General features: G+C 44.8%; 16 protein-coding genes and 2 tRNA genes. 2 read left to right on the top strand and 16 right to left on the bottom strand.

What is annotated here, in order from left to right; translation table 11 throughout:
- Nucleotides 1-55: 55 nt before the first annotated feature.
- A complete protein-coding gene (purL, locus tag ACYFDN_RS19545; protein ID WP_483512408.1) occupies nt 56-3,949 on the bottom strand; it encodes a phosphoribosylformylglycinamidine synthase in 3,894 nt (1,297 codons plus the stop codon).
- A gap of 180 nt (nt 3,950-4,129) precedes the next feature.
- On the opposite strand from purL, the gene mltF reads away from it, so the two are divergent.
- Both mltF and ACYFDN_RS19535 read left to right on the top strand, forming a co-directional pair.
- Entirely contained in the window at nt 4,130-5,599 is a 1,470-nt protein-coding gene (gene mltF / locus ACYFDN_RS19540; protein WP_483512407.1) for a membrane-bound lytic murein transglycosylase MltF, read from the top strand.
- 105 nt (nt 5,600-5,704) lie between these two features.
- Nucleotides 5,705-5,839: a hypothetical protein gene (locus ACYFDN_RS19535; protein ID WP_255494555.1), complete on the top strand. Its 135-nt coding sequence runs from the start codon at nt 5,705-5,707 to the stop codon at nt 5,837-5,839.
- Here the strand turns inward: ACYFDN_RS19535 and tadA are convergent.
- From tadA to rlmE, 15 genes are all read right to left on the bottom strand, one after another.
- On the bottom strand, nt 5,819-6,328 hold the full coding sequence (tadA, locus tag ACYFDN_RS19530; protein ID WP_483512406.1) for a tRNA adenosine(34) deaminase TadA: 510 nt from the start codon (nt 6,326-6,328) through the stop codon (nt 5,819-5,821). The genes ACYFDN_RS19535 and tadA overlap by 21 nt on opposite strands.
- Nucleotides 6,329-6,465: 137 nt before the next feature.
- Nucleotides 6,466-8,580: a polyribonucleotide nucleotidyltransferase gene (gene pnp, locus ACYFDN_RS19525; protein ID WP_016402371.1), complete on the bottom strand. Its 2,115-nt coding sequence runs from the start codon at nt 8,578-8,580 to the stop codon at nt 6,466-6,468.
- A gap of 185 nt (nt 8,581-8,765) precedes the next feature.
- Nucleotides 8,766-9,035, bottom strand: a complete 270-nt coding sequence (gene rpsO / locus ACYFDN_RS19520; protein WP_016402372.1) for a 30S ribosomal protein S15 — start codon at nt 9,033-9,035, stop codon at nt 8,766-8,768.
- Between the two features lie 101 nt (nt 9,036-9,136).
- The gene (gene truB, locus ACYFDN_RS19515) at nt 9,137-10,084 is read right to left on the bottom strand and encodes a tRNA pseudouridine(55) synthase TruB (RefSeq protein WP_483512405.1); all 948 of its coding nucleotides are present in this window, start codon (nt 10,082-10,084) and stop codon (nt 9,137-9,139) included.
- Complete coding sequence (gene rbfA, locus ACYFDN_RS19510) at nt 10,084-10,500, bottom strand: 30S ribosome-binding factor RbfA (protein WP_338621896.1); 417 nt, start codon at nt 10,498-10,500, stop codon at nt 10,084-10,086. Before rbfA ends, truB begins: the two co-directional genes overlap by 1 nt.
- 90 nt (nt 10,501-10,590) lie before the next feature.
- Nucleotides 10,591-13,248, bottom strand: a complete 2,658-nt coding sequence (gene infB, locus ACYFDN_RS19505; protein WP_016402375.1) for a translation initiation factor IF-2 — start codon at nt 13,246-13,248, stop codon at nt 10,591-10,593.
- Nucleotides 13,249-13,271: 23 nt separating this feature from the next.
- Complete coding sequence (gene nusA, locus ACYFDN_RS19500) at nt 13,272-14,768, bottom strand: transcription termination factor NusA (RefSeq protein ID WP_406609183.1); 1,497 nt, start codon at nt 14,766-14,768, stop codon at nt 13,272-13,274.
- Nucleotides 14,769-14,780: 12 nt separating this feature from the next.
- Nucleotides 14,781-15,239: a ribosome maturation factor RimP gene (gene rimP, locus ACYFDN_RS19495; protein ID WP_016402377.1), complete on the bottom strand. Its 459-nt coding sequence runs from the start codon at nt 15,237-15,239 to the stop codon at nt 14,781-14,783.
- Nucleotides 15,240-15,383: 144 nt separating this feature from the next.
- Nucleotides 15,384-15,460 (bottom strand) — tRNA-Met (locus tag ACYFDN_RS19490).
- A 53-nt stretch (nt 15,461-15,513) separates the two neighbouring features.
- Nucleotides 15,514-15,599 (bottom strand) — tRNA-Leu (locus ACYFDN_RS19485).
- Between the two features lie 5 nt (nt 15,600-15,604).
- A complete protein-coding gene (secG, locus tag ACYFDN_RS19480) occupies nt 15,605-15,949 on the bottom strand; it encodes a preprotein translocase subunit SecG (RefSeq protein ID WP_016402378.1) in 345 nt (114 codons plus the stop codon).
- Nucleotides 15,950-16,108: 159 nt separating this feature from the next.
- Nucleotides 16,109-17,446 carry a phosphoglucosamine mutase gene (gene glmM, locus ACYFDN_RS19475; protein WP_040307319.1) on the bottom strand — a complete coding sequence of 446 codons (1,338 nt, stop codon included), beginning with the start codon at nt 17,444-17,446 and terminating at the stop codon, nt 16,109-16,111.
- A complete protein-coding gene (gene folP, locus ACYFDN_RS19470; RefSeq protein ID WP_483512404.1) occupies nt 17,446-18,276 on the bottom strand; it encodes a dihydropteroate synthase in 831 nt (276 codons plus the stop codon). The genes glmM and folP overlap by 1 nt, the downstream gene beginning before the upstream one ends.
- Nucleotides 18,277-18,338: 62 nt before the next feature.
- Nucleotides 18,339-20,282, bottom strand: coding sequence for an ATP-dependent zinc metalloprotease FtsH (gene ftsH / locus ACYFDN_RS19465; protein WP_152779749.1), 1,944 nt, complete (start codon nt 20,280-20,282; stop codon nt 18,339-18,341).
- A gap of 49 nt (nt 20,283-20,331) precedes the next feature.
- A complete protein-coding gene (gene rlmE, locus ACYFDN_RS19460; RefSeq protein ID WP_016402382.1) occupies nt 20,332-20,961 on the bottom strand; it encodes a 23S rRNA (uridine(2552)-2'-O)-methyltransferase RlmE in 630 nt (209 codons plus the stop codon).
- Nucleotides 20,962-21,022 lie beyond the last annotated feature (61 nt).

Raw genomic sequence — 21,022 nt, 5'->3', positions numbered from 1 at the left:
AATCTTTCTAATAATAAAAAAGCCACCCTAAGGTGGCTTTTTTATTTAGTGCTGTTTAACCAACATTAACTCGCGCATTACGGAACATACGCATCCAAGGGCTATCTTCGCGCCAGTCATCAGGGTGCCAAGAGTGCGCTACCGTACGGAATACACGCTCTGGGTGAGGCATCATAATGGTTACTCGGCCATCTTTTGAAGAAAGGCCAGTAATACCTAGCGGCGAGCCATTAGGGTTAGCTGGGTATTGAGTTGTAGCTTCGCCATAGTTATCTACATAACGTAGCGCCACAGTACCACTGCTCGCTAAGGCATCTAGATGCGCTTGGTCACGAACTTCCACACGGCCTTCACCATGAGAAACGGCGATAGGCATTTGAGAACCTGCCATACCATTTAGGAAGATAGAAGGTGATTGCTGCACTTCTACCAAACTAAAGCGTGCTTCAAAACGCTCAGATTCGTTGCGTACAAAACGCGGCCATAAATCGGCTCCTGGGATTAGCTCGCTCAGATTCGATAGCATCTGACAGCCATTACATACACCAAGAGCAAAAGAATCGTTACGCTCGAAGAATGCACTGAACTGTTCACGCGCTCGGCTGTTAAACAGAATCGACTTCGCCCAACCTTCACCAGCACCAAGTACGTCACCGTAAGAGAAGCCACCACAAGCCACTAAACCAGCGAATTTATCTAGGCTCACTCTGCCAGCCAAAATATCGCTCATATGAACATCTACTGCTGCGAAACCAGCTCGGTCAAAGGCGGCTGCCATTTCGTGATGCGAGTTAACACCCTGCTCACGTAAAATAGCCATTTCTGGTTTTAGTCCCTTAACAATGTAAGGCGCGGCCACATCTTCGTTGATGTCGAAACTTAACCCGATATTAAGGCCTGGATCTGCGGCATCAAATTTGGCATCAAATTCTTGCTTGGCACATTCTGGGTTATCACGCAGCGCTTGCATTTGATAAGTTGTTTCAGCCCAAATACCGCGGTAATGAGTGCGCGTATTCGCCAGTACAACTTCACCGTTACGGGTGAAGCGAATCGCGTCATCATCGTTTAGTGAGCCAATAACATGGCTACAAGAGGCTAAACCGTGTCCAGCGAGAACGTTTAGTACGGCTTCTTTTTCTTCAGTTTTAACCTGAATCACCGCACCAAGCTCTTCACTAAAGAGCACGTCTAAAGTATCACCAGCCAATAAGTCTAGCGCTACATCTACACCACAATGGCCAGCAAATGCCATTTCAGCAATAGTTGTGAACAGGCCACCATCGCTGCGATCGTGGTAAGCAAGCAGTTTCTTCTCAGCAGTAAGTACTTGAATCGCGTTAAAGAAACCTTTTAGTAGTTCAGGTGAATCTACATCCGGTACTTTGTTACCAAGTTGTTTATAAACCTGCGCTAAACAAGAGGCGCCCAAGCGGTTTTTACCTTGGCCTAAGTCGATAAGAATTAGGTCGGTATCGCCAGCGTCATTACGTAATTGCGGGGTAACCGTTAAGCGAATATCTTCAACTTTAGCAAAGGCGCTAATAATTAAAGAAAGCGGTGAAGTCACCGCTTTGTTTTGACCTTCATCTTGCCAAGCTGTCTTCATCGACATCGAGTCTTTACCTACCGGAATAGTAAGACCCAATGCTGGACAAAGCTCTTCACCTACTGCTTTAACCGCAGCGTATAAACCTGCGTCTTCGCCTGGGTGACCAGCTGCTGACATCCAGTTAGCCGACAACTTAATGTTGTTTAACGAACCAATGTTAGTGGCTGCAATGTTAGTTAATGCTTCCGCTACCGCTAAGCGTGCCGAGGCTGCATGGTCAATCAGTGCTGCAGGCGTGCGCTCACCCACCGACATGGCTTCACCATGATAAGTATCGTAACTAGCCGCTGTTACTGCACAGTTAGCTACCGGAACCTGCCAAGGGCCAACCATTTGGTCACGCGCCACTAAACCGGTAACACTGCGGTCGCCAATAGTGATTAAGAAAGTTTTCTCTGCAATGGCAGGTAAACGTAACAAACGTTCTGCGGCTTCTGCTAAATCAAGCTTATCACTATTAAAGGCCGGGCCATTAAACGTTGCAGTTTTAACGTCGCGATGCATTTTAGGTGCTTTACCTAAAAGTACTTCTAGCGGCATGCGAATAGGATCGTTGTTAAAGTGAGAATCGTGAAGAATCAAATCACGCTCTTCTGTTGCTACACCAATAACTGCATATAAGGCACGTTCGCGCTTACAAATCGCGTCGAACACATCCAAATGCTCAGGTGCAACAGCTAGCATGTAACGCTCTTGAGATTCGTTACACCAAATCTCTAGTGGCGACATGCCTGGCTCATCATTTGGCACGCTGCGCAAATCAAAAATACCACCACGGCCGCCGTCATCAACCAGTTCAGGACAAGCGTTCGATAGACCGCCAGCACCTATATCGTGAATGAATGCGATAGGGTTAGCATCACCTAGCTGCCAACAACGGTCGATAACTTCCTGACAGCGACGCTCCATTTCAGGGTTTTCACGCTGTACTGAAGCAAAATCTAAATCTTCACTCGATTGACCAGAAGCCATTGAAGAGGCAGCACCACCACCTAAACCAATGTTCATGGCTGGGCCACCAAGTACAATGATTTTAGCACCAACCGGAATCTCACCTTTCTCAACGTGATCTTCACGAATGTTACCTAGGCCACCCGCCAACATAATTGGTTTGTGGTAACCACGTACTTCACTACCATTAAAGCTTTCTACTTGCTCTTCGTAAGTACGGAAGTAACCCAAAATATTAGGGCGACCAAATTCGTTGTTAAACGCTGCGCCGCCTAACGGTGCTTCAATCATTATTTCTAAAGCATCTACAATACGGCTTGGCTTACCAAAGTTACTTTCCCAGCTTTGCTCAAAACCTGGAATGCGTAGGTTACTAACGGTAAAACCAACCATGCCAGCTTTAGGTTTAGAACCACGACCGGTTGCACCTTCATCACGAATTTCGCCACCAGAGCCGGTAGCCGCGCCAGGGTAAGGAGAAATTGCCGTTGGGTGGTTATGCGTTTCTACTTTCATCAAGATATGAATATCTTCTTGATGGTAGTTGTATTGCTTAGTTTCAGCATTTGGGAAGAAGCGGCCAGCCACTGAACCTGTCATTACCGCTGCGTTATCTTTATACGCCGACAATACGTAATCGTTGTTCAATTCATAGGTATTTTTAATCATTTTGAACAATGATTTTGGCTGTTTTACGCCATCGATTGTCCAATCAGCATTAAAGATTTTATGGCGGCAGTGCTCTGAGTTTGCTTGAGCAAACATCATTAGCTCTACGTCATTAGGGTTGCGCTTCATTTTTTCGAAATTTTCTACTAGGTAGTCGATTTCGTCATCGGCCAAGGCCAAACCTAATTCTTGGTTAGCTTGTTCTAAGGCTTGCTTACCGCCAGATAGAATGTCTACCGACTCAAACGGTGCAGGGCTTGCGTGTTCAAACAATGCGCTAGCTTGTTCGGTTTCTGCAAATACCACTTCCATCATACGGTCGTGAATTAAGCTTTTAAGCTGTTTGCTTTGTTGCTCGTTTAGTTCGCTACTGGTATCTACATAGTAAGCAATACCGCGTTCTAAACGCGTTACATTGGCTAAACCACAGTTATGTGCAATATCACTTGCCTTAGAAGACCAAGGAGAAATTGTACCTGGACGGGGAGCTACTAATAGCAACTGGCCAGTAGGCTGATGCTCGGCAATAGTAGGGCCGTAGGTCAATAACTTATCTAATACTTGTTGTTCAGCATCAGTCAAATCACTTGAGATATCAGCAAAATGCATAAACTCAGCGTAGATAGCTGTAACAGGAAGGTCTTGCTCTGCGCAGCGTTTTAACAATTGCGCAATTCGAAACTCAGACAGTGCAGGTGCACCACGTAGTACCAACATATTTATGTGCTCGCTTTTCCAGATGGAGGTGGGAGGGGGAAAATTGCGCGTATTATAGATAAAAACTGCGACAATGGTAAACAAAACGTTAGCTTGACGAGGAAAACAACGCTTAAAGCTAGACAGCCAAGCGTATATCCCTAAAATCGAATAAAAATAATAGCGTGGAAACCAGATTTGATGATTAAACAGCAACGCTTCACCCTGCTTCTAGCGTTGCTCGCTTTGTTTGTATTACAAGGCTGCGAACCCAACCCCTTTGTCTCAGAGCTAGAGCAAATTCGCCAACGTGGAAAACTGCGCGTGGGCACCTTGTATAGCCAGCAAATCTTCTATTACGACCAACATGAACAACCTACGGGCATGGAATACGAGTTATTGGAAGACTTTGCTAACTATTTAGGTGTTGAGTTGCAAATGGTGCCTTTATATAACCAAACAGAGCTTTATCGAGGTTTGCATAACAATCAGGTCGATCTATTGGCTGCAGCGCTATCGCCAACTAATGCGCTACGCGAAAACTTTCGCTTTTCTCCAGAGATATATAAAGTAGACGCCAAGGTTGTTTATAAAAAAAATACTCGCCGCCCGCGTGATATTAGCCAAGTGGATTCTCCATTATGGATAACCACAGGTAGCTATCATCAACCTTTGCTTAAGAGCTACCGCAAAGAACACCCAGAATTAGCCATTGAAGCCACAGACCGCCTAGACAGTAGCGAATTACTCAAAAGCATTGTTGATGAAGACATCCGCTTCGCCTTGGTGGATGACACCACCCTCGCTTTGCATCAACGCTTTTACCCAGACCTAGCTGAAGCTTTTACCTTAAGCGAATCTACGTCTGTAGTTTGGATGGTAAACCGCCTGCGTGATGACAGTTTATACAGCGCGCTAATCGAATTTATTGGTGATAAACACAGCAATGGTGACATTACTCGTTTGTACGAACGCTATTTTGGCCACATTCAACGTTTCGATTATGTCGATACTCGGGCCTTCTTACGCTCTACCAGTACTAGGCTCCCCAAATACGAAGACTGGTTTAAGCAATACGCAGGTAAGTTAGACTGGCGCCTAATTGCAGCAGTATCTTATCAAGAATCTCACTGGCGCCCGCATGCTAAATCTTTCACCGGTGTGCGCGGTATGATGATGTTAACTCTGCCAACAGCTAAATCGGTAGGTGTAACTAATCGTTTAGATCCAGAACAAAGCATTCGTGGCGGCGCTGAATACCTGCAAAAACTAATAAACCGAGTGCCCGATAGCGTCCGTGAAGATGACAAAATATGGTTTGCTCTTGTGTCTTACAACATTGGCTTTGGCCATATGTTAGATGCTAGGCGAATTACTCGAATGCGTGGCGGCGATCCAGATGCTTGGGTAGATGTTAAAGAAAACCTGCCACTGCTTATGCGTAAAAAATGGTACCAACAAACTCGTTATGGTTACGCTCGCGGGCAAGAAGCCTACAACTATGTAAACAACATTAGGCAGTATTATCAAAGCCTTTTGTGGCTAGATGCTCAGAAAAAAGAGTCACAACGCCGTCAGGAGTTAATGAAGAATCGTGCACCTTATCCAGTGAATAATCCCAACATCGAGGCTAGTGAACCAAATAAAACAGAAGTTGACACCATTAACTAAAGAATAATCTTGACGATTTGTCACATAACTGTCATGTTTTATGCTTAATCTGTAATGGAGATTAAAAACTGTAAAGCGTCCTGCCTACGCAATGGAGAGGATAGTATGATTAGAAAGAAACGCGTTACCCTTCACTCGCCACGTCGCCGAATTCAATTGGCTCGTCAGCACCGTAAGGTTTTGTTAAGACAACGTTCTTATGTTTTGACTGAAATGGGTTTAGTCAGCGTCGCTGAGTAGACCACTGCTCTGTTGTTTTTTTCGCAGCTTGTGTTGTTCACGACGCTTGCGAAAAAAACGACTAATGTTCTCACTGCACTGTTCCGCTAGTACTCCAGCTTCTACCTCAGCTCGATGATTTAACTGCTCACAATCAATAATATTAAACACACTTCCCGCAGCGCCTGTTTTAAGATCGCTAGCACCATAAACCAATCGTTTCACGCGTGCGTGCACCATGGCTCCCGCACACATAGAGCAGGGCTCTAAAGTAACGTAAAGCGTGGTATCTAATAGCCGGTAATTGCCGATATTCTTGCCTGCTTCTCGCAGTGCTAGTATCTCAGCATGGCCAGTAGCATCGTTAAGAGTAATCGTTTGATTCCAGCCTTCACCCACTACTTCGCCATGGTAAACAACCACTGCTCCAACTGGCACCTCTCCTTGTGCTTCTGCTTTATCTGCTAACAGCAGCGCATGTTTCATCCAGTCAATATCGGTATTGTCCAAGTACTTATCCTTACCTGTTTTGCTCGCCACATTGTAAACCTGAAAGCTGCCTGACTAAAGCCCCCAACAAGCCCCCCAACTCAATAACAAAAACAAAAAAGCCGGCACAAGGCCGGCTTAGCTATTTATTGAAACGTTTATTCAGCAGGCTTTTCTGCTGGTGCTTCGCTAGGCGCAGCCGCTTCTTTAATACTTAGACGTACACGACCTTGGCGGTCTACTTCTAGTACTTTAACTTTCACGATGTCGCCAACAGTTAGGTGGTCAGAAACATTAGCAACACGCTCTTGAGAGATTTGCGAAATGTGTACTAGGCCATCTTTACCTGGCAAGATTTCAACAAATGCACCGAAGTCTGCAAGGCGAACAACTTTACCTTCGTAGAATTGACCAGCTTCAACTTCAGCAGTTAGCTGCTCAATACGCTTAATCGCTTCTTGAGCTTGCGCGTTATCAGTTGCTGCAACTTTCACTGTACCGTCATCTTCGATTTCGATAGTAGTGCCAGTTTCATCAGTAAGTGCACGAATAGTTGCACCACCTTTACCAATTACGTCTTTGATCTTCTCTGGGTTGATCTTAAGCGTGTGGATACGTGGAGCAAACTCAGAAATCTCTTCACGAGAAGTACCGATAGCTTGGTCCATAACGCCTAGAATATGTAAACGTGCACCTTGCGCTTGGCGTAGGGCAATTTCCATAATTTCTTTAGTGATACCTTCAATCTTAATATCCATCTGCAGTGCAGAGATACCTTCAGAAGAACCAGCCACTTTAAAGTCCATGTCACCTAAGTGATCTTCATCACCTAAGATGTCAGAAAGAACAACGAACTTGTCGCCTTCTTTCACTAGACCCATTGCGATACCCGCAACAGAAGCTTTAATTGGTACACCCGCATCCATAAGTGCTAGTGAGCTACCACAAACAGAAGCCATTGAGCTAGAACCGTTTGATTCAGTGATTTCAGATACTACACGTACAGTGTATGGGAAGTCTTCAGCACTTGGCATTACCGCAGCAACACCACGCTTAGCCAAACGACCGTGGCCAATTTCACGACGCTTAGGTGAACCGATGAAGCCCGTTTCGCCAACACAGTATGGAGGGAAGTTGTAGTGAAGCATGAAGCGAGATGTTTGCAAGCCAGCTAGCGAGTCAATCATCTGAGCATCACGTTCTGTACCTAGTGTACATGTTACAAGAGCCTGAGTTTCACCACGGGTGAATACAGAGCTACCGTGAGTACGTGGTAATACGCCAGTCATTACGTCTAGCGCACGAATCATATCTGGTTCGCGACCATCGATACGTGGCTCACCAGCGATAATGCGTGAACGAACTACATTTTTCTCTAACTTACCTAACTCGTCACCAATTTCTTGGCTGTCTAGCGCTTCGTCTTCAGCAGTTAATGCTTCAACAACCGCTTTTTTGATTTCGCCAACTTCAGCGTAACGCTCTGCTTTGTCGGTAATTTGGTAAGCTTCAGTTAACTTAGCTTCTGCTAATGCTGCTACTTTATCTTTAAGTGCAACGTTAACTTCTGGCGCTTCCCATTCCCAAGCTGGTTTAGCAGCTTCTTCACACAGTTCGTTAATGGCAGTAATTACCGCATTTGATTGCTCATGACCATAAACAACCGCACCAAGCATTACTTCTTCTGAAAGTAATTCTGCTTCTGACTCAACCATAAGAACGGCACTTTCGGTACCTGCTACAACAAGGTCTAGCTTGCTTTCTGGTAGCTCTTCAGTGGTTGGGTTAAGGATGTAGTTACCATCGATGTAACCAACACGAGCAGCACCGATTGGGCCGTTAAATGGAATACCTGAAAGGCTTAGCGCCGCAGAAGTACCGATTAACGCCACGATGTCTGGCTGAACTTGTGGATTTACAGAAACCACTGTTGCCACAACTTGTACTTCGTTTACGAAGCCATCTGGGAACAATGGACGGATTGGACGGTCAATCAAACGTGCGATTAACGTTTCTTCTTCCGAAGGACGACCTTCGCGCTTGAAGAAACCACCAGGAATTTTACCTGCTGCGTAAGTACGTTCTTGGTAGTTCACAGTCAACGGGAAGAAATCTTGGCCAGGTGTAGCAGTTTTTTTACCCACTACTGATACAAATACTGTTGTATCGTCCATAGTAACCATTACGGCAGCTGTAGCTTGACGAGCGATAGCGCCAGTTTCAATGGTGACTGTATTCTCACCGTATTTAAACGTTTTTACGATAGGATTCACGTGAATTTCCTTTAATTTATGTTCTCTTTTCAATTCGCGCTAAAGTATAAAGCAATGGCTTGTCAAAAGATAACTTTATCCTTACTAAAACCACTGTTATCACACCACTTTGTGACTTTTATTTAAGCAACAAAAAAGGGAGCCATTCGGCTCCCTTTCGGTATTCTTTCTTGGCGACGTTAAAATTAACGACGTAGGCCCAATTTAGCGATCAATTCAGCGTAGCTCGCTTGGTTTTTACGCTTCAAGTAGTCAAGCAATTTACGACGCTGGCTAACCATGCGTAGTAGACCACGACGGCTGTGGTGATCGTGGATGTGCTTCTTGAAGTGACCTTGCAAGTGGTTGATCTGTGCAGTTAACAAAGCAACTTGAACTTCAGAAGAACCAGTGTCTCCTGCTTCACGTGCGTATTCTGCAACGATTGCTGCTTTTTCAGTGCTACTTAGTGACATACTAACTCCTAAAAATGTAAATTTACTCTCCGCCAATCACTAACTCAGCGAAGAAGGACGCGCATTATATAGTGCGCCCTAATGAGTTGCAAGCAACTCGCCTAACTATCGCTATTTTGAATCAAGCGTTTAGGTGCCACTAAACCATCATCGTTTAATTGACCAATGCCAACAAAACGATGCTGCTCACCAATGGTTAATCTGAACACATCATTTAACGGTGCGCCAGCGACTTGCATCGCTTGGCCTTGCATTAAATATCCACCTAATGCCTCTGGAATATTCACTTCTGCCAAATGAGCGACAGCTGAATCCATTGGCAACAATAAAGGGTCAAGCAACTCTTTAGGAGCAATATCTTGCTCGTTAGCTTGTTCTAATAACGCCTCTAATTGTTCTGGTGTCACCATTCGTTCGCTTGGGTAAGTCGCTACCTGCGAGCGATGCAATTTAACTACATGCGCTCCACAACCTAGCATTTCACCTAGATCATCAATAATGGTGCGAATATAAGTACCTTTGCTGCAATGAACATCTAAGGTCAGCATATCGCCATCAAGTGAAATAAAGTTATTCTCGTAAACGGTAATTGGCCGCGCTTCACGTTCAATCGTAATGCCTTCACGGGCGTAAGAATACAAAGGCTTGCCGTTATGCTTTAGCGCGGAGAACATAGAAGGTACTTGATTTATCGCACCACGAAATGATGCTAATGCAGCTTCAATCTCGGCTTGATTAACATTCACATCACGCTGTTCAACCACTTCCCCATCGGAATCAGAGGTATTAGTTCGAACACCGAGTTGAGCAGTAACCTGATAACGTTTATCGGAATCTAGCAAAAACTGTGAAAACTTAGTGGCTTCCCCTAAGCAAATTGGCAGCATACCAGTGGCAAGCGGATCTAGAGCCCCGGTATGTCCGGCTTTTTGAGCAAAATAAATTCGCTTAACTCGTTGCAAAATTCCGTTTGAAGAAACACCAGTAGGTTTATTCAGCAGAAGGATACCGTCAATAGCTCTACCCTTTTTTCTGCGTCCTTGTCCCATTACTCACCCTCTTGCTCTTCACCATTGCCCAAGCTACGACCTGATGCTTCAGCTTTTTGTTGGTCATCTTTAACTGCTTTAGTCGCCAGTTCAGTCATACGCAAACCTTCACGTAGTGAGCCATCATACTGAAAGCGTAATTCTGGTACAGCACGCAAGCGCATTGCTTTAGCTAACAAGTGACGAACATAACCTACGTGCTCTTCTAGGGCTTCTAAGCTAGCTTTCACCGCTTCTTCACTATCGTCTAAAAAGGTCACAAACACTTTAGCGTAAGCAAGGTCACGGGTTACTTCAACAGCAGATACTGTCACTAAGCTCAAACGTGAGTCTCGTACTTCTCGTTGCAAAATCATCGCAACTTCTTTTTGAATTTGTTGGGCTACCCGATCTGGGCGGCTAAACTCTCTAGGCATCACATTTCTCCTGATACCACTCCCAAGGGAGTATTGAAAACACAAATGGGGGCGCAAGCCCCCATCTTAGAGATTAATTAAGTGGCGAGCTTACAAGCTACGCTTAACTTCAACAATCTCAAATACTTCGATTTGGTCACCAGCACGAACGTCATTATAGTTCTTAACGCCGATACCACATTCCATACCGTTACGTACTTCGTTTACGTCATCTTTAAAGCGGCGAAGTGACTCTAGCTCACCTTCATAAATAACCACGTTTTCACGTAAAACACGAATTGGGTTAGAACGCTTAACCTGACCTTCAAGTACCATACAACCTGCAATAGCACCAAGCTTAGGTGACTTAAATACGTCACGAACTTCAGCTAAGCCCATAATTTGTTGTTTAAATTCTGGAGCAAGCAAGCCGGTCATTGCACTCTTAACTTCATCGATTAAGTCATAGATTACGCTGTAGTAGTGTAAGTCTACGCTTTCGGTTTCGATGATACGGCGCGCAGTGGCGTCGGCACGAACGTTAAAGCCAAGTACGATAGCGTTAGACGCAGCAGCTAGTGTTGCATCAGTTTCGGTAATACCACCAACACCACGGCCGATAATGTTAACTTTAACTTCGTCAGTTGAAAGCTTAGACAGAGAATCAGCAATCGCTTCAAGTGAACCTTGTACATCAGATTTAAGTACAATGTTAAGCTCTTGAACTTCACCTTCTTCCATGTTGGCAAACATGTTTTCAAGTTTAGATTTTTGCTGACGCGCTAATTTAACATCACGGAATTTACCCTGACGGTAAAGTGCAACTTCACGAGCTTTCTTCTCATCACGAACAACAGTAGCTTCGTCACCAGCTTGTGGCACACCTGATAGACCTAGAATCTCAACAGGGATTGAAGGACCGGCAGTTTCGATGTCTTTACCGTTTTCGTCCTTCATGGCACGAATACGACCGTATTCAAGACCACAAAGAATGATGTCGCCTTTTTCTAACTGACCGTGTTGTACCAAGATAGATGCAATTGGACCGCGACCTTTATCAAGACGAGATTCAATTACCACACCCGATGCTGCGCCAACATGGCTAGCAGTAAGCTCTAGTACATCAGACTGAAGCACAATCGCTTCTAATAAGTCATCAATACCTTCACCGCTTTTCGCTGATACGTGAACAAATTGCACGTCGCCGCCCCAGTCTTCTGGAATAACATCGTGTTGCGATAGTTCAGTTTTAACGCGATCTGGGTCGGCGGCTTCTTTATCGATTTTGTTTACCGCTACAACTAATGGCACTTCAGCAGCACGGGCGTGCTGAATCGCTTCAATAGTTTGTGGCATTACACCATCATCAGCAGCCACTACCAATACAACAATATCGGTTGCTTTAGCACCACGAGCACGCATAGAGGTAAACGCAGCGTGTCCTGGAGTATCTAAGAAAGTGATCATGTTGTCGTTAGTTTCAACATGGTAAGCACCAATGTGCTGGGTAATACCGCCAGCTTCACCATCAGCAACTTTAGCGCGACGAATGTAATCTAGTAGCGAGGTTTTACCATGGTCAACGTGACCCATAATAGTTACAACTGGTGCACGAGTTGTTTGCTCACCGGTTGATTCCGCTTCTTGCATTACTTGTTCTTCAAGCGCGTTTTCTTTAACTAGAACCACCTTATGGCCAAGCTCTTCAGCAACCAACGTTGCAGTTTCTTGGTCGATAACTTGGTTAATGGTCGCCATTGCGCCCATCTTCATCATGGCTTTAATCACTTCAGTGGCTTTGATTGCCATTTTGCTAGCTAATTCACCAACTGAAATGGTTTCGCCAATGCGTACTTCACGTTCAACCGGTTGCGCAGGCTTGTTGAAGCCATGCTGCATAGTAGTTGGAGTAGCAACTTGACGCTTATTACCTTTGCGGCCACCACGACGATTGTTATTGTTATCGTCGTTTTGCTTAGCTTTACGCTTCTTGCGGCGAGGAGCTTCAGCTTTTTGCTCTTGCTCATCTTCTGCAGCACGAGCATAAGTAGATGTAGTTGTGTGGTAATCGGCAGATTCTTCACGCTTTTTACGGGCTTTTTCTTCTTCGGCCCAACGCGCGGCATTTTCTTCTGCTAGCTTCTTAGCTTCTTCTGCTTTTTTCTCAGCTTCGGCCTCAGCTTTAGCAATTGCAGCTTCTTCTTGCTTACGCAAGATATCGGCAGCTTCTTTCTCTGCAGCTAATTGCTCAGGAGATTTCTCTGCGTCAGACTGTTTTTCAGCTTCTTTAGCTTTAGCCGCAGCGGCTGCAGCAGCTGCCGCTTTTTCTTCGCGCTTAACTTTCTCTTCTGCTTCACGCTTAGCTTTATCTTCAGCGGCTTTCTTCGCAGCGGCTTCAGCTTCAACACGTGCAGCTTCTTCTGCTTCTAGGCGTGCTTTTTCTTCAGCTTCTTGCTTCGCTTGTTCTTCTACAGCGCTGCGTTTAACATAAGTTTTCTTTTTACGCACTTCTACTTGAACTGCGCGAGACTTACCGCCAGTACCAGACACACTTAGGGTGCTCTTGGTTGTACGCTTTAAAGTCATGCGGCTTGGCGAGCTTTCTTCACCATGCTGTAATTTTAGATGCTCAAGAAGCTTAGTTTTCTCTTCTTGAGTAACATTGTCGGTTAAAGACTTTTTAATACCAGCATCTGCAAATTGCTGAATTAATTTATCTTCGTTTGTTCCCACGTCGGTCGCGAGTTGTTTAATTGAAACTTCTGTCATCGGGCTATTGTCCTCCGTCGACCTTATTCTTCGTCGCCAAACCAGCAAATCTGTCTGGCGGCCATAATCAGTTCGCCGGCTTTCTCTTCCGACAACTCTTCAATATCTTCTAGCTCGTCTATACCTTGCTCTGCAAGATCTTCTAAGCTAATCACGCCTTTACTTGCCAGTACGAACGCTAGGTGACGTTCCATACCTTCAAGAGCAAGTAGCTCTTCACTTGGCTCGGCGTTATCTAAAGACTCTTCTTTAGCTAGAGCTTCGGTGACTAGTGCCGCTTTAGCACGCTCACGCAACTCGTTAACGATATCTTCATCTAGGCCGTCAATGCTGAGTAGTTCGCTTACTGGTACGTAAGCAATTTCTTCTAAAGAAGTGAAACCTTCTTCAGCAAGAACGGTTGAGAACTCTTCATCAATATCTAGGTATTGAACAAACGTATCGATAGCTTTTTGAGCTTCAGCTTGGTGTTTATTGTTTGCATCTTCAACAGTCATTACATTTAGTTCCCAACCAGTAAGTTGAGACGCTAGACGTACGTTTTGACCATTACGACCAATAGCTTGGGCAAGGTTGTCAGCTTCAACAGCGATATCCATTGAGTGGCTATCTTCGTCTACGATGATTGAAGCAACTTCAGCTGGAGCCATGGCGTTAATCGCGAATTGAGCTGGGTTATCGTCCCACAACACAATATCTACACGCTCGTTATCAAGTTCACCTGAAACGGCTTGAACACGCGCGCCGCGCATACCAACACAAGCACCAACCGGATCGATGCGGCGGTCATTACTTTTCACAGCAATTTTCGCACGTGAACCTGGATCGCGAGCAGCAGCTTTAAGATCAATCATCTCTTCAGCAATTTCTGGCACTTCGATTCGGAACAACTCGATCAGCATTTCTGGGCGAGTACGGCTCATAAACAATTGAGCACCACGAGCTTCTGGTTTCACTTCGTACAGCAAACCACGAACACGGTCACCCGGGCGGAAAGCTTCACGAGGAAGAGATTCTTCGCGGTGAATAACTGCTTCAGCATTGTTACCTAGGTCAACGATGATATTTTCACGGCTTACCTTTTTAACAACACCTGTTACCAATTCATTCACTTGGTCAAAATATTGTTCAACAACTTGAGCGCGCTCTGCTTCACGTACTTTCTGTACGATAACTTGCTTAGCAGTTTGCGTAGTAATGCGGTCAAACACTACAGATTCAATTTGCTCTTCAACATAATCACCAAGTTCAATTTCTGGCTCTTCGTATTGGGCTGCTTCTAAAGTAATTTCACGGTATGGATTTTCAATCGCTTCTTGATTTTCGACAACCATCCAGCGACGGAAGGTATCAAAACTACCGTCTTTACGATCGATATCAACGCGAACTTCAATATCGCCTTCATACTTTTTCTTGGTTGCCGTTGCTAAAGCAATTTCCATAGCTTCAAAGATTTTTTCACGCGGTAGAGCTTTTTCGTTCGATACCGCATCAACAACCAACAAGACTTCTTTGTTCATTCCTGACCCTCTTTAGTCAAACTGGGGAACCAGATGCGCTTTTTGTACATTACCTAGCGCGATCCGATGTTGTTCTTTGTCTACTGCTAAAACGACAGTGTCGTCTTCAACAGCAATAATTTCACCCTGCCATTTACGGCGATTGTTTACAGGCATACGTACCTGTAGAAAAGCAATCTCACCAATAAAACGTTGATAGTGTTCCGCTTTAAAAAGAGGGCGTTCTAAACCAGGAGATGACACCTCAAGGTTGTATTCAGTGCTAATTGGATCTTCAACATCCAAAATAGCGCTAGCTTGTCGACTTACGTCGGCGCAATTGTCGACATTAATGCCGTTTTCGTGGTCAATAAACAAACGCACGATAGAGTGCTTGCCAGCACTAACATATTCGATACCTAAAAGCTCAAAACCCAGCGCTTCAACCGCTGGAGTAAGCATGTCAGTTAATCGTTGTTCTACAGTTGCCAAGGTTCCCCTCCAGAAACAAAAAAAGGGCGTAAAGCCCAGTTCTAGCACCTAAGGTGCGGCGAGAAAATAACAAAAAGCCCCGATGAAGCGGGGCTTTAAAATTTCTGAGCCTTTAACACTATCACTACCTAAGTATTTGATAGTTGGTTGCGGGAGCCGGATTTGAACCGACGACCTTCGGGTTATGAGCCCGACGAGCTACCAGACTGCTCCATCCCGCGTCCGATTGCCGAGGATTATATCAATCACTCTGACAGGATGCAAAAATAACTATTGGTGCCGAGAGCGGGACTTGAACCCGCACGTCCATAGGACACTACCCCCTCAAGATAGCGTGTCTACCAATTCCACCACCTCGGCTAAAATTAGTTTGGTACGTCGCTACCAGGGTTTGCTGGTGATGCTGGTACATCAGCATCTTGAAGCACTTGTTCAGCAGCAGGCTGAGACAAATCGCTCCATTCATCAACTTGTTGGGTTTGTTTGGCTGAAAGGTTACCTAACACCAAGCTGATTACAATAAACAACGTTGCACAAATAGCGGTTGCTCTAGTTAAGAAGTTACTTGAACCAGAAGAACCAAATACTGTGTTAGATGCGCCAGAGCCAAAAGATGCGCCCATATCAGCACCCTTGCCTTGCTGAATTAACACTAGACCAATCAAAGCCAGTGCAACAACTAAATAAACTACTAATAAAATTTCGTACATTCTCTTTCACCTAAGTGTGGGTCGGTCTTCATTCCGACCGTCATTTAGTGAAACACAAGTCACCAAAGCGGGCGAATATTAGCGAACCTCTGCTACTAATACAAGCGCCAAGCTCAAAAAACTTCTACTCTGTGTTCAACCGTTTAATTATTGTTCGCTTTAGTTGCAAGCAGCTCTTACAGCATCAGCGATATCGTTAGCGCATTGTTCTACTAGAGCAGAATCTGCCCCTTCAACCATTACGCGCAGTAATGGCTCTGTACCTGATTTACGTAGCAATACGCGGCCAGAGTCACCTAGTTGATTCTCGGCTTTAGCTTGAGCTTTTTTCACTAAGTCACTGCTTAATGGATCGCTATCACCTTTAAAGCGCACATTGACCAGTAATTGAGGATAAAGCGTTAAGTCACTTAGTAAACCTCGCAAACTCTGTTTTTGTGCCAACATAGCAGCTAGAACCTGCAGTGCTGCAACGATACCATCACCTGTTGTGGTATGACCCAAGCAAATAATGTGACCAGAGTTTTCGCCGCCATAAGTCCAGCCGCGCTCAGATAATTGCTCCATAACGTAGCGGTCACCAACTTTAGCTCGGCTAAATGGAATATCCATTTCGGCAAAGGCTTGCTCTAGAGCCAAATTACTCATTAATGTGCCAACAACACCACCACTTAAGTGATTACTTAACTTAGCGTCTTTGGCCAAAATATAGAGAATCTCGTCACCATCAACTTGTACACCATGTTGATCGATCATCATGACACGATCACCATCACCATCGAGCGCGATACCAAGATCTGCTTTGTGCTCTAAAACTTTTTCAGCTAATAAGCCGGTATCGGTAGCACCACATTTCTCATTGATATTTAGACCGTCAGGCTGGTTACCAATAGCAACTACTTCTGCACCTAACTCGCTAAATACTTTTGGTGCAATGTGGTAAGTGGCACCGTGTGCACAATCCACTACAATCTTAAGGCCCGATAAGTTGTATTTATTCGGAAAAGTACTTTTACAGAACTCAATATAGCGGCCCGCTGCATCTTCAATACGGCGAGCTTTACCTAACGCAGCCGAATCTACACAGGTCATTGGATTATCCAACTCAGCTTCAATCGCTAATTCCACTTCATCGGGTAACTTAGTGCCATTAGCTGAGAAAAACTTAATGCCATTGTCGTAGTATGGGTTATGAGAAGCACTAATCACAATGCCCGCTTCTGCCCTAAAAGTACGAGTTAGGTAGGCAACTGCTGGTGTAGGCATAGGGCCTACAAAGCTTGCTTGAACACCCGCGGCGGAAAGGCCTGCTTCTAGGGCTGATTCCAGCATATAGCCAGAGATTCGTGTATCTTTACCGATTAGTACCTTACGTGTTCCCGTGCTCGACAAGACCTTACCGGCTGCCCATCCTAGTTTTAAAGCGAATTCAGGGGTAATTGGGTACTCACCCACCTTACCGCGAACACCATCCGTGCCAAAATATCGTCTTGTCATTACTTACTCATCTGTACTTTTGAATAAACGTTTAGTGCATCAGCCGTTTCTTGAACGTCATGTACACGAAATATGTGTGCTCCCTGTTGAGCAGCTAATACAGCACCAGCTACACTTGCTGCCATTAAGCTATCTGGAGATTTACCCAGCAGCTTACCGAACATGCTCTTGCGGGAGACGCCTGCCAAAATCGGCAAGCCGAGCTGCTTAAACTCATTTAATTGAGCAAGCAGCTGAAAATTGTGGTCAAGAGTTTTACCAAAACCGAAACCTGGGTCAACTATTATATTCGATTCAACAATGCCTGCCGCTACACAGCTCTCAACTCGTTGCTTTAAGTAAGTAATTACTTCGCTCACGACATTATCGTATTGAGGGTTAACTTGCATACTTCTAGGTTTTCCTTGCATATGCATAATGCACACCGGCACCCCTGAATCAGCCGCAACTTCTAGCGCCCCTGGATTAGTTAAGGCGCAAACATCGTTAATGATATCAGCGCCCGCTTCAACGGCTTGCTGCATAACTATAGCTTTATTGGTATCTATCGAAACCAAGCAATCAAAACGCTGCTTAATAGCCTTAATCACACCAACGGTTCGTTTTAATTCCTCGGTTAACGAAACATCCGCAGCGCCTGGTCGCGTAGACTCTCCGCCCACATCAATTATATCAGCACCTTCTTTAAGCATTTGCTCTACACGTGCTAGTGCCTGCTCTTGAGAAATATAAGAGCCGCCATCGGAAAAGGAATCAGGCGTAACATTGAGAATGCCCATAATCACCGGGCGTTTGAATTGATGAGGACCAATATTGAATGCAATAGTCATTTTTCTTTACTTACAAAAAAGCCCTGTAAGCGACTTACAGGGCTAACAACTTAATTTAAGCCTTACTGAGCAGGATCTTCACCTATGGTTTTAGGTGGTTCAGGTGCATCAGTTTTTGCGTCGTCAGCTTTAGCTTCATCACCTTTGTCATTAGATTCAGGTGGTGTTGGCTTGTCTGAGTCATCCCAATCAGCCGGTGGACGAGGAGTTTTTCGCTCCATTAAATCGTCTATCTGTCGAGCATCAATGGTTTCATACTTCATCAACGCATCTTTCATGGTATGAAGAATATCCATGTTTTCGGTCAACAAAGATTCAGCGCGTTGATAGTTGCGATCGATGACTGAGCGAATCTCTAAGTCGATGGCCTTTGCGGTATCATCAGACATATGCTTGGTTTTAGCAGCACTTCGTCCTAAGAATACTTCACCTTCTTCATCAGCATAAAGCAGCGGTCCCATAGACTCTGAAAGACCCCATTGAGTAACCATCTTACGGGCAATTTCAGTTGCTCGTTCAATATCATTGCTAGCACCGGTCGATACTTTCTCATCACCGTAGATAATACGCTCAGCTAAGCGCCCACCGTATAAGCTAGAGATCATGCTTTCTAAATGCTGTTTGCTATGGCTCACTCTGTCTTGCTCAGGCAAGTACATTGTTACACCTAAAGCTCGACCACGCGGAATAATACTCACTTTATATACAGGATCATGCTCTGGTACTAAGCGACCAACAATTGCATGGCCTGCTTCGTGATAAGCAGTCATCTCTTTTTCGGCTTCAGTCATAACCATCGATTTACGCTCAGCACCCATCATGATCTTGTCTTTAGCTTTTTCAAATTCTTCCATCGAAACAGTACGCTTGCTACCGCGAGCGGCAAACAATGCAGCTTCGTTAACGAGGTTTGCTAAATCTGCACCAGAGAAGCCAGGTGTACCACGAGCAATTACCGCGGCATCTACACCATCTCCTAAAGGCACTTTACGCATGTGCACTTTTAGAATCTGCTCACGGCCTCGAATATCTGGCAAGCCAACCGTTACTTGGCGGTCGAAACGACCAGGGCGCAATAACGCAGGGTCCAATACGTCTGGGCGGTTAGTTGCAGCAATAACAATAATACCTTCATTGCCTTCAAAACCATCCATTTCAACTAGCATTTGGTTTAGTGTTTGTTCACGCTCATCGTGCCCACCACCTAAACCGGCACCCCGTTGGCGACCTACTGCATCAATTTCATCGATAAAAATGATACACGGAGCAGACTTTTTAGCTTGCTCAAACATGTCACGAACACGTGAAGCACCAACACCGACGAACATTTCTACGAAGTCTGAGCCAGAAATGGTAAAGAAAGGTACTTTTGCTTCACCAGCGATAGCTTTAGCAAGTAAGGTTTTACCGGTACCTGGAGGACCTACCATTAATACGCCAGTAGGAATTTTACCACCAAGCTTTTGGAACTTAGTTGGATCACGTAAGTAATCGACTAGCTCACCCACTTCTTCTTTGGCTTCATCACAACCTGCTACGTCAGCAAAAGTGGTTTTAATTTGGTCTTCGCTCATTAAGCGCGCTTTACTCTTACCAAAAGACATAGCGCCTTTACCGCCACCGCCTTGCATTTGACGCATGAAGAATATCCATACACCGATTAGCAATAGCATCGGGAACCAAGAAATGAAGATAGAGGTTAATAGCCCCTGCTCTTCTGGTTGCTCACCCAATACCTTTACATTGTGGTTGATAAGATCATTAAGTAGGTCTTTATCGTGCAAGGGAATAATAGTGCTAAATTGCTCACCAGTACGCTTGATGCCTTTAACATCTTGCCCACTAATACGCACTTCGCGGATCTGTTCTTGATTCACTTCCTTTACAAAGGTGGAATAGTCCATTTGCCGACCACTGCTTGAATCAGGGCTAAAGCTTTGGAATACAGACATCAAAACCACAGCTATTACCAGCCACAGAATCAGATTTTTTGCCATGTCACTCAAGACGAAAACCTCACCGGTTATTTTTAAATAAGAATTATTATCTAGCGTACTATAGTTTAAAGCCACTAGCCACTATATAGACTTCTCGAGAGCGAGCCCTTGAGGAATCTGGCTTACGAGTTTTCACACTGGTAAACATAGAACGTACTTGCTGAAGATATTGATCAAAGCCTTCGCCTTGGAATACCTTTACTGCGAAGCTGCCTTTTGGCGCAAGCACTTCACGACACATATCTAATGCTAGTTCAACTAAATACATTGCACGTGATTGGTCAACATTATTGTTGCCACTCATGTTGGGCGCCATGTCTGACAACACAACATCCACTTTCTTCTCACCCACTCGTTCGAGCAAAGCGTTTAGCACTTCTTCTTCGCGAAAATCACCACAAAGAAAATCCACGCCAGCGATTGGGTCCATAGGTAAAATGTCACAAGCTATTACATGGCCGTCTAAACCGACTTGCTCGACGCAGTATTGAGACCAACCACCGGGCGCAGCACCAAGGTCAACTACGGTCATGCCCGGTTTTAGTAACTTATCTTTATTTTGAATCTCTTCAATTTTAAATACCGCTCTTGAACGCAAGCCAAGCTTTTGGGCTTTTTGCACATAGTGGTCATCAAAATGTTCAGTTAACCAGCGTTTAGAGCTGGCAGTATGTTTTTTATTGGTCACAAATAGTTTCCACTATAGTTACAAAACCGCACGGTATCATGATTATAAAATAGTATTAGTG

Source organism: Agarivorans sp. D1326 (genome assembly GCF_056958115.1).
The sequence above is the reverse complement of the archived record's forward strand: the minus strand, read 5'-3'. Positions and strand labels throughout refer to the sequence as shown.

Bases quoted from the DNA above. Each gene is read 5' to 3' on its own strand.
- purL (WP_483512408.1), bottom strand. From the start codon at position 3,949: ATGTTGGTACTACGTGGTGCACCTGCACTGTCTGAGTTTCGAATTGCG.
- mltF (WP_483512407.1), top strand. From the start codon at position 4,130: ATGATTAAACAGCAACGCTTCACCCTGCTTCTAGCGTTGCTCGCTTTG.
- ACYFDN_RS19535 (WP_255494555.1), top strand. From the start codon at position 5,705: ATGATTAGAAAGAAACGCGTTACCCTTCACTCGCCACGTCGCCGAATT.
- rpsO (WP_016402372.1), bottom strand. From the start codon at position 9,035: ATGTCACTAAGTAGCACTGAAAAAGCAGCAATCGTTGCAGAATACGCA.
- truB (WP_483512405.1), bottom strand. From the start codon at position 10,084: ATGGGACAAGGACGCAGAAAAAAGGGTAGAGCTATTGACGGTATCCTT.
- rbfA (WP_338621896.1), bottom strand. From the start codon at position 10,500: ATGCCTAGAGAGTTTAGCCGCCCAGATCGGGTAGCCCAACAAATTCAA.
- infB (WP_016402375.1), bottom strand. From the start codon at position 13,248: ATGACAGAAGTTTCAATTAAACAACTCGCGACCGACGTGGGAACAAAC.
- nusA (WP_406609183.1), bottom strand. From the start codon at position 14,768: ATGAACAAAGAAGTCTTGTTGGTTGTTGATGCGGTATCGAACGAAAAA.
- secG (WP_016402378.1), bottom strand. From the start codon at position 15,949: ATGTACGAAATTTTATTAGTAGTTTATTTAGTTGTTGCACTGGCTTTG.
- glmM (WP_040307319.1), bottom strand. From the start codon at position 17,446: ATGACAAGACGATATTTTGGCACGGATGGTGTTCGCGGTAAGGTGGGT.
- folP (WP_483512404.1), bottom strand. From the start codon at position 18,276: ATGACTATTGCATTCAATATTGGTCCTCATCAATTCAAACGCCCGGTG.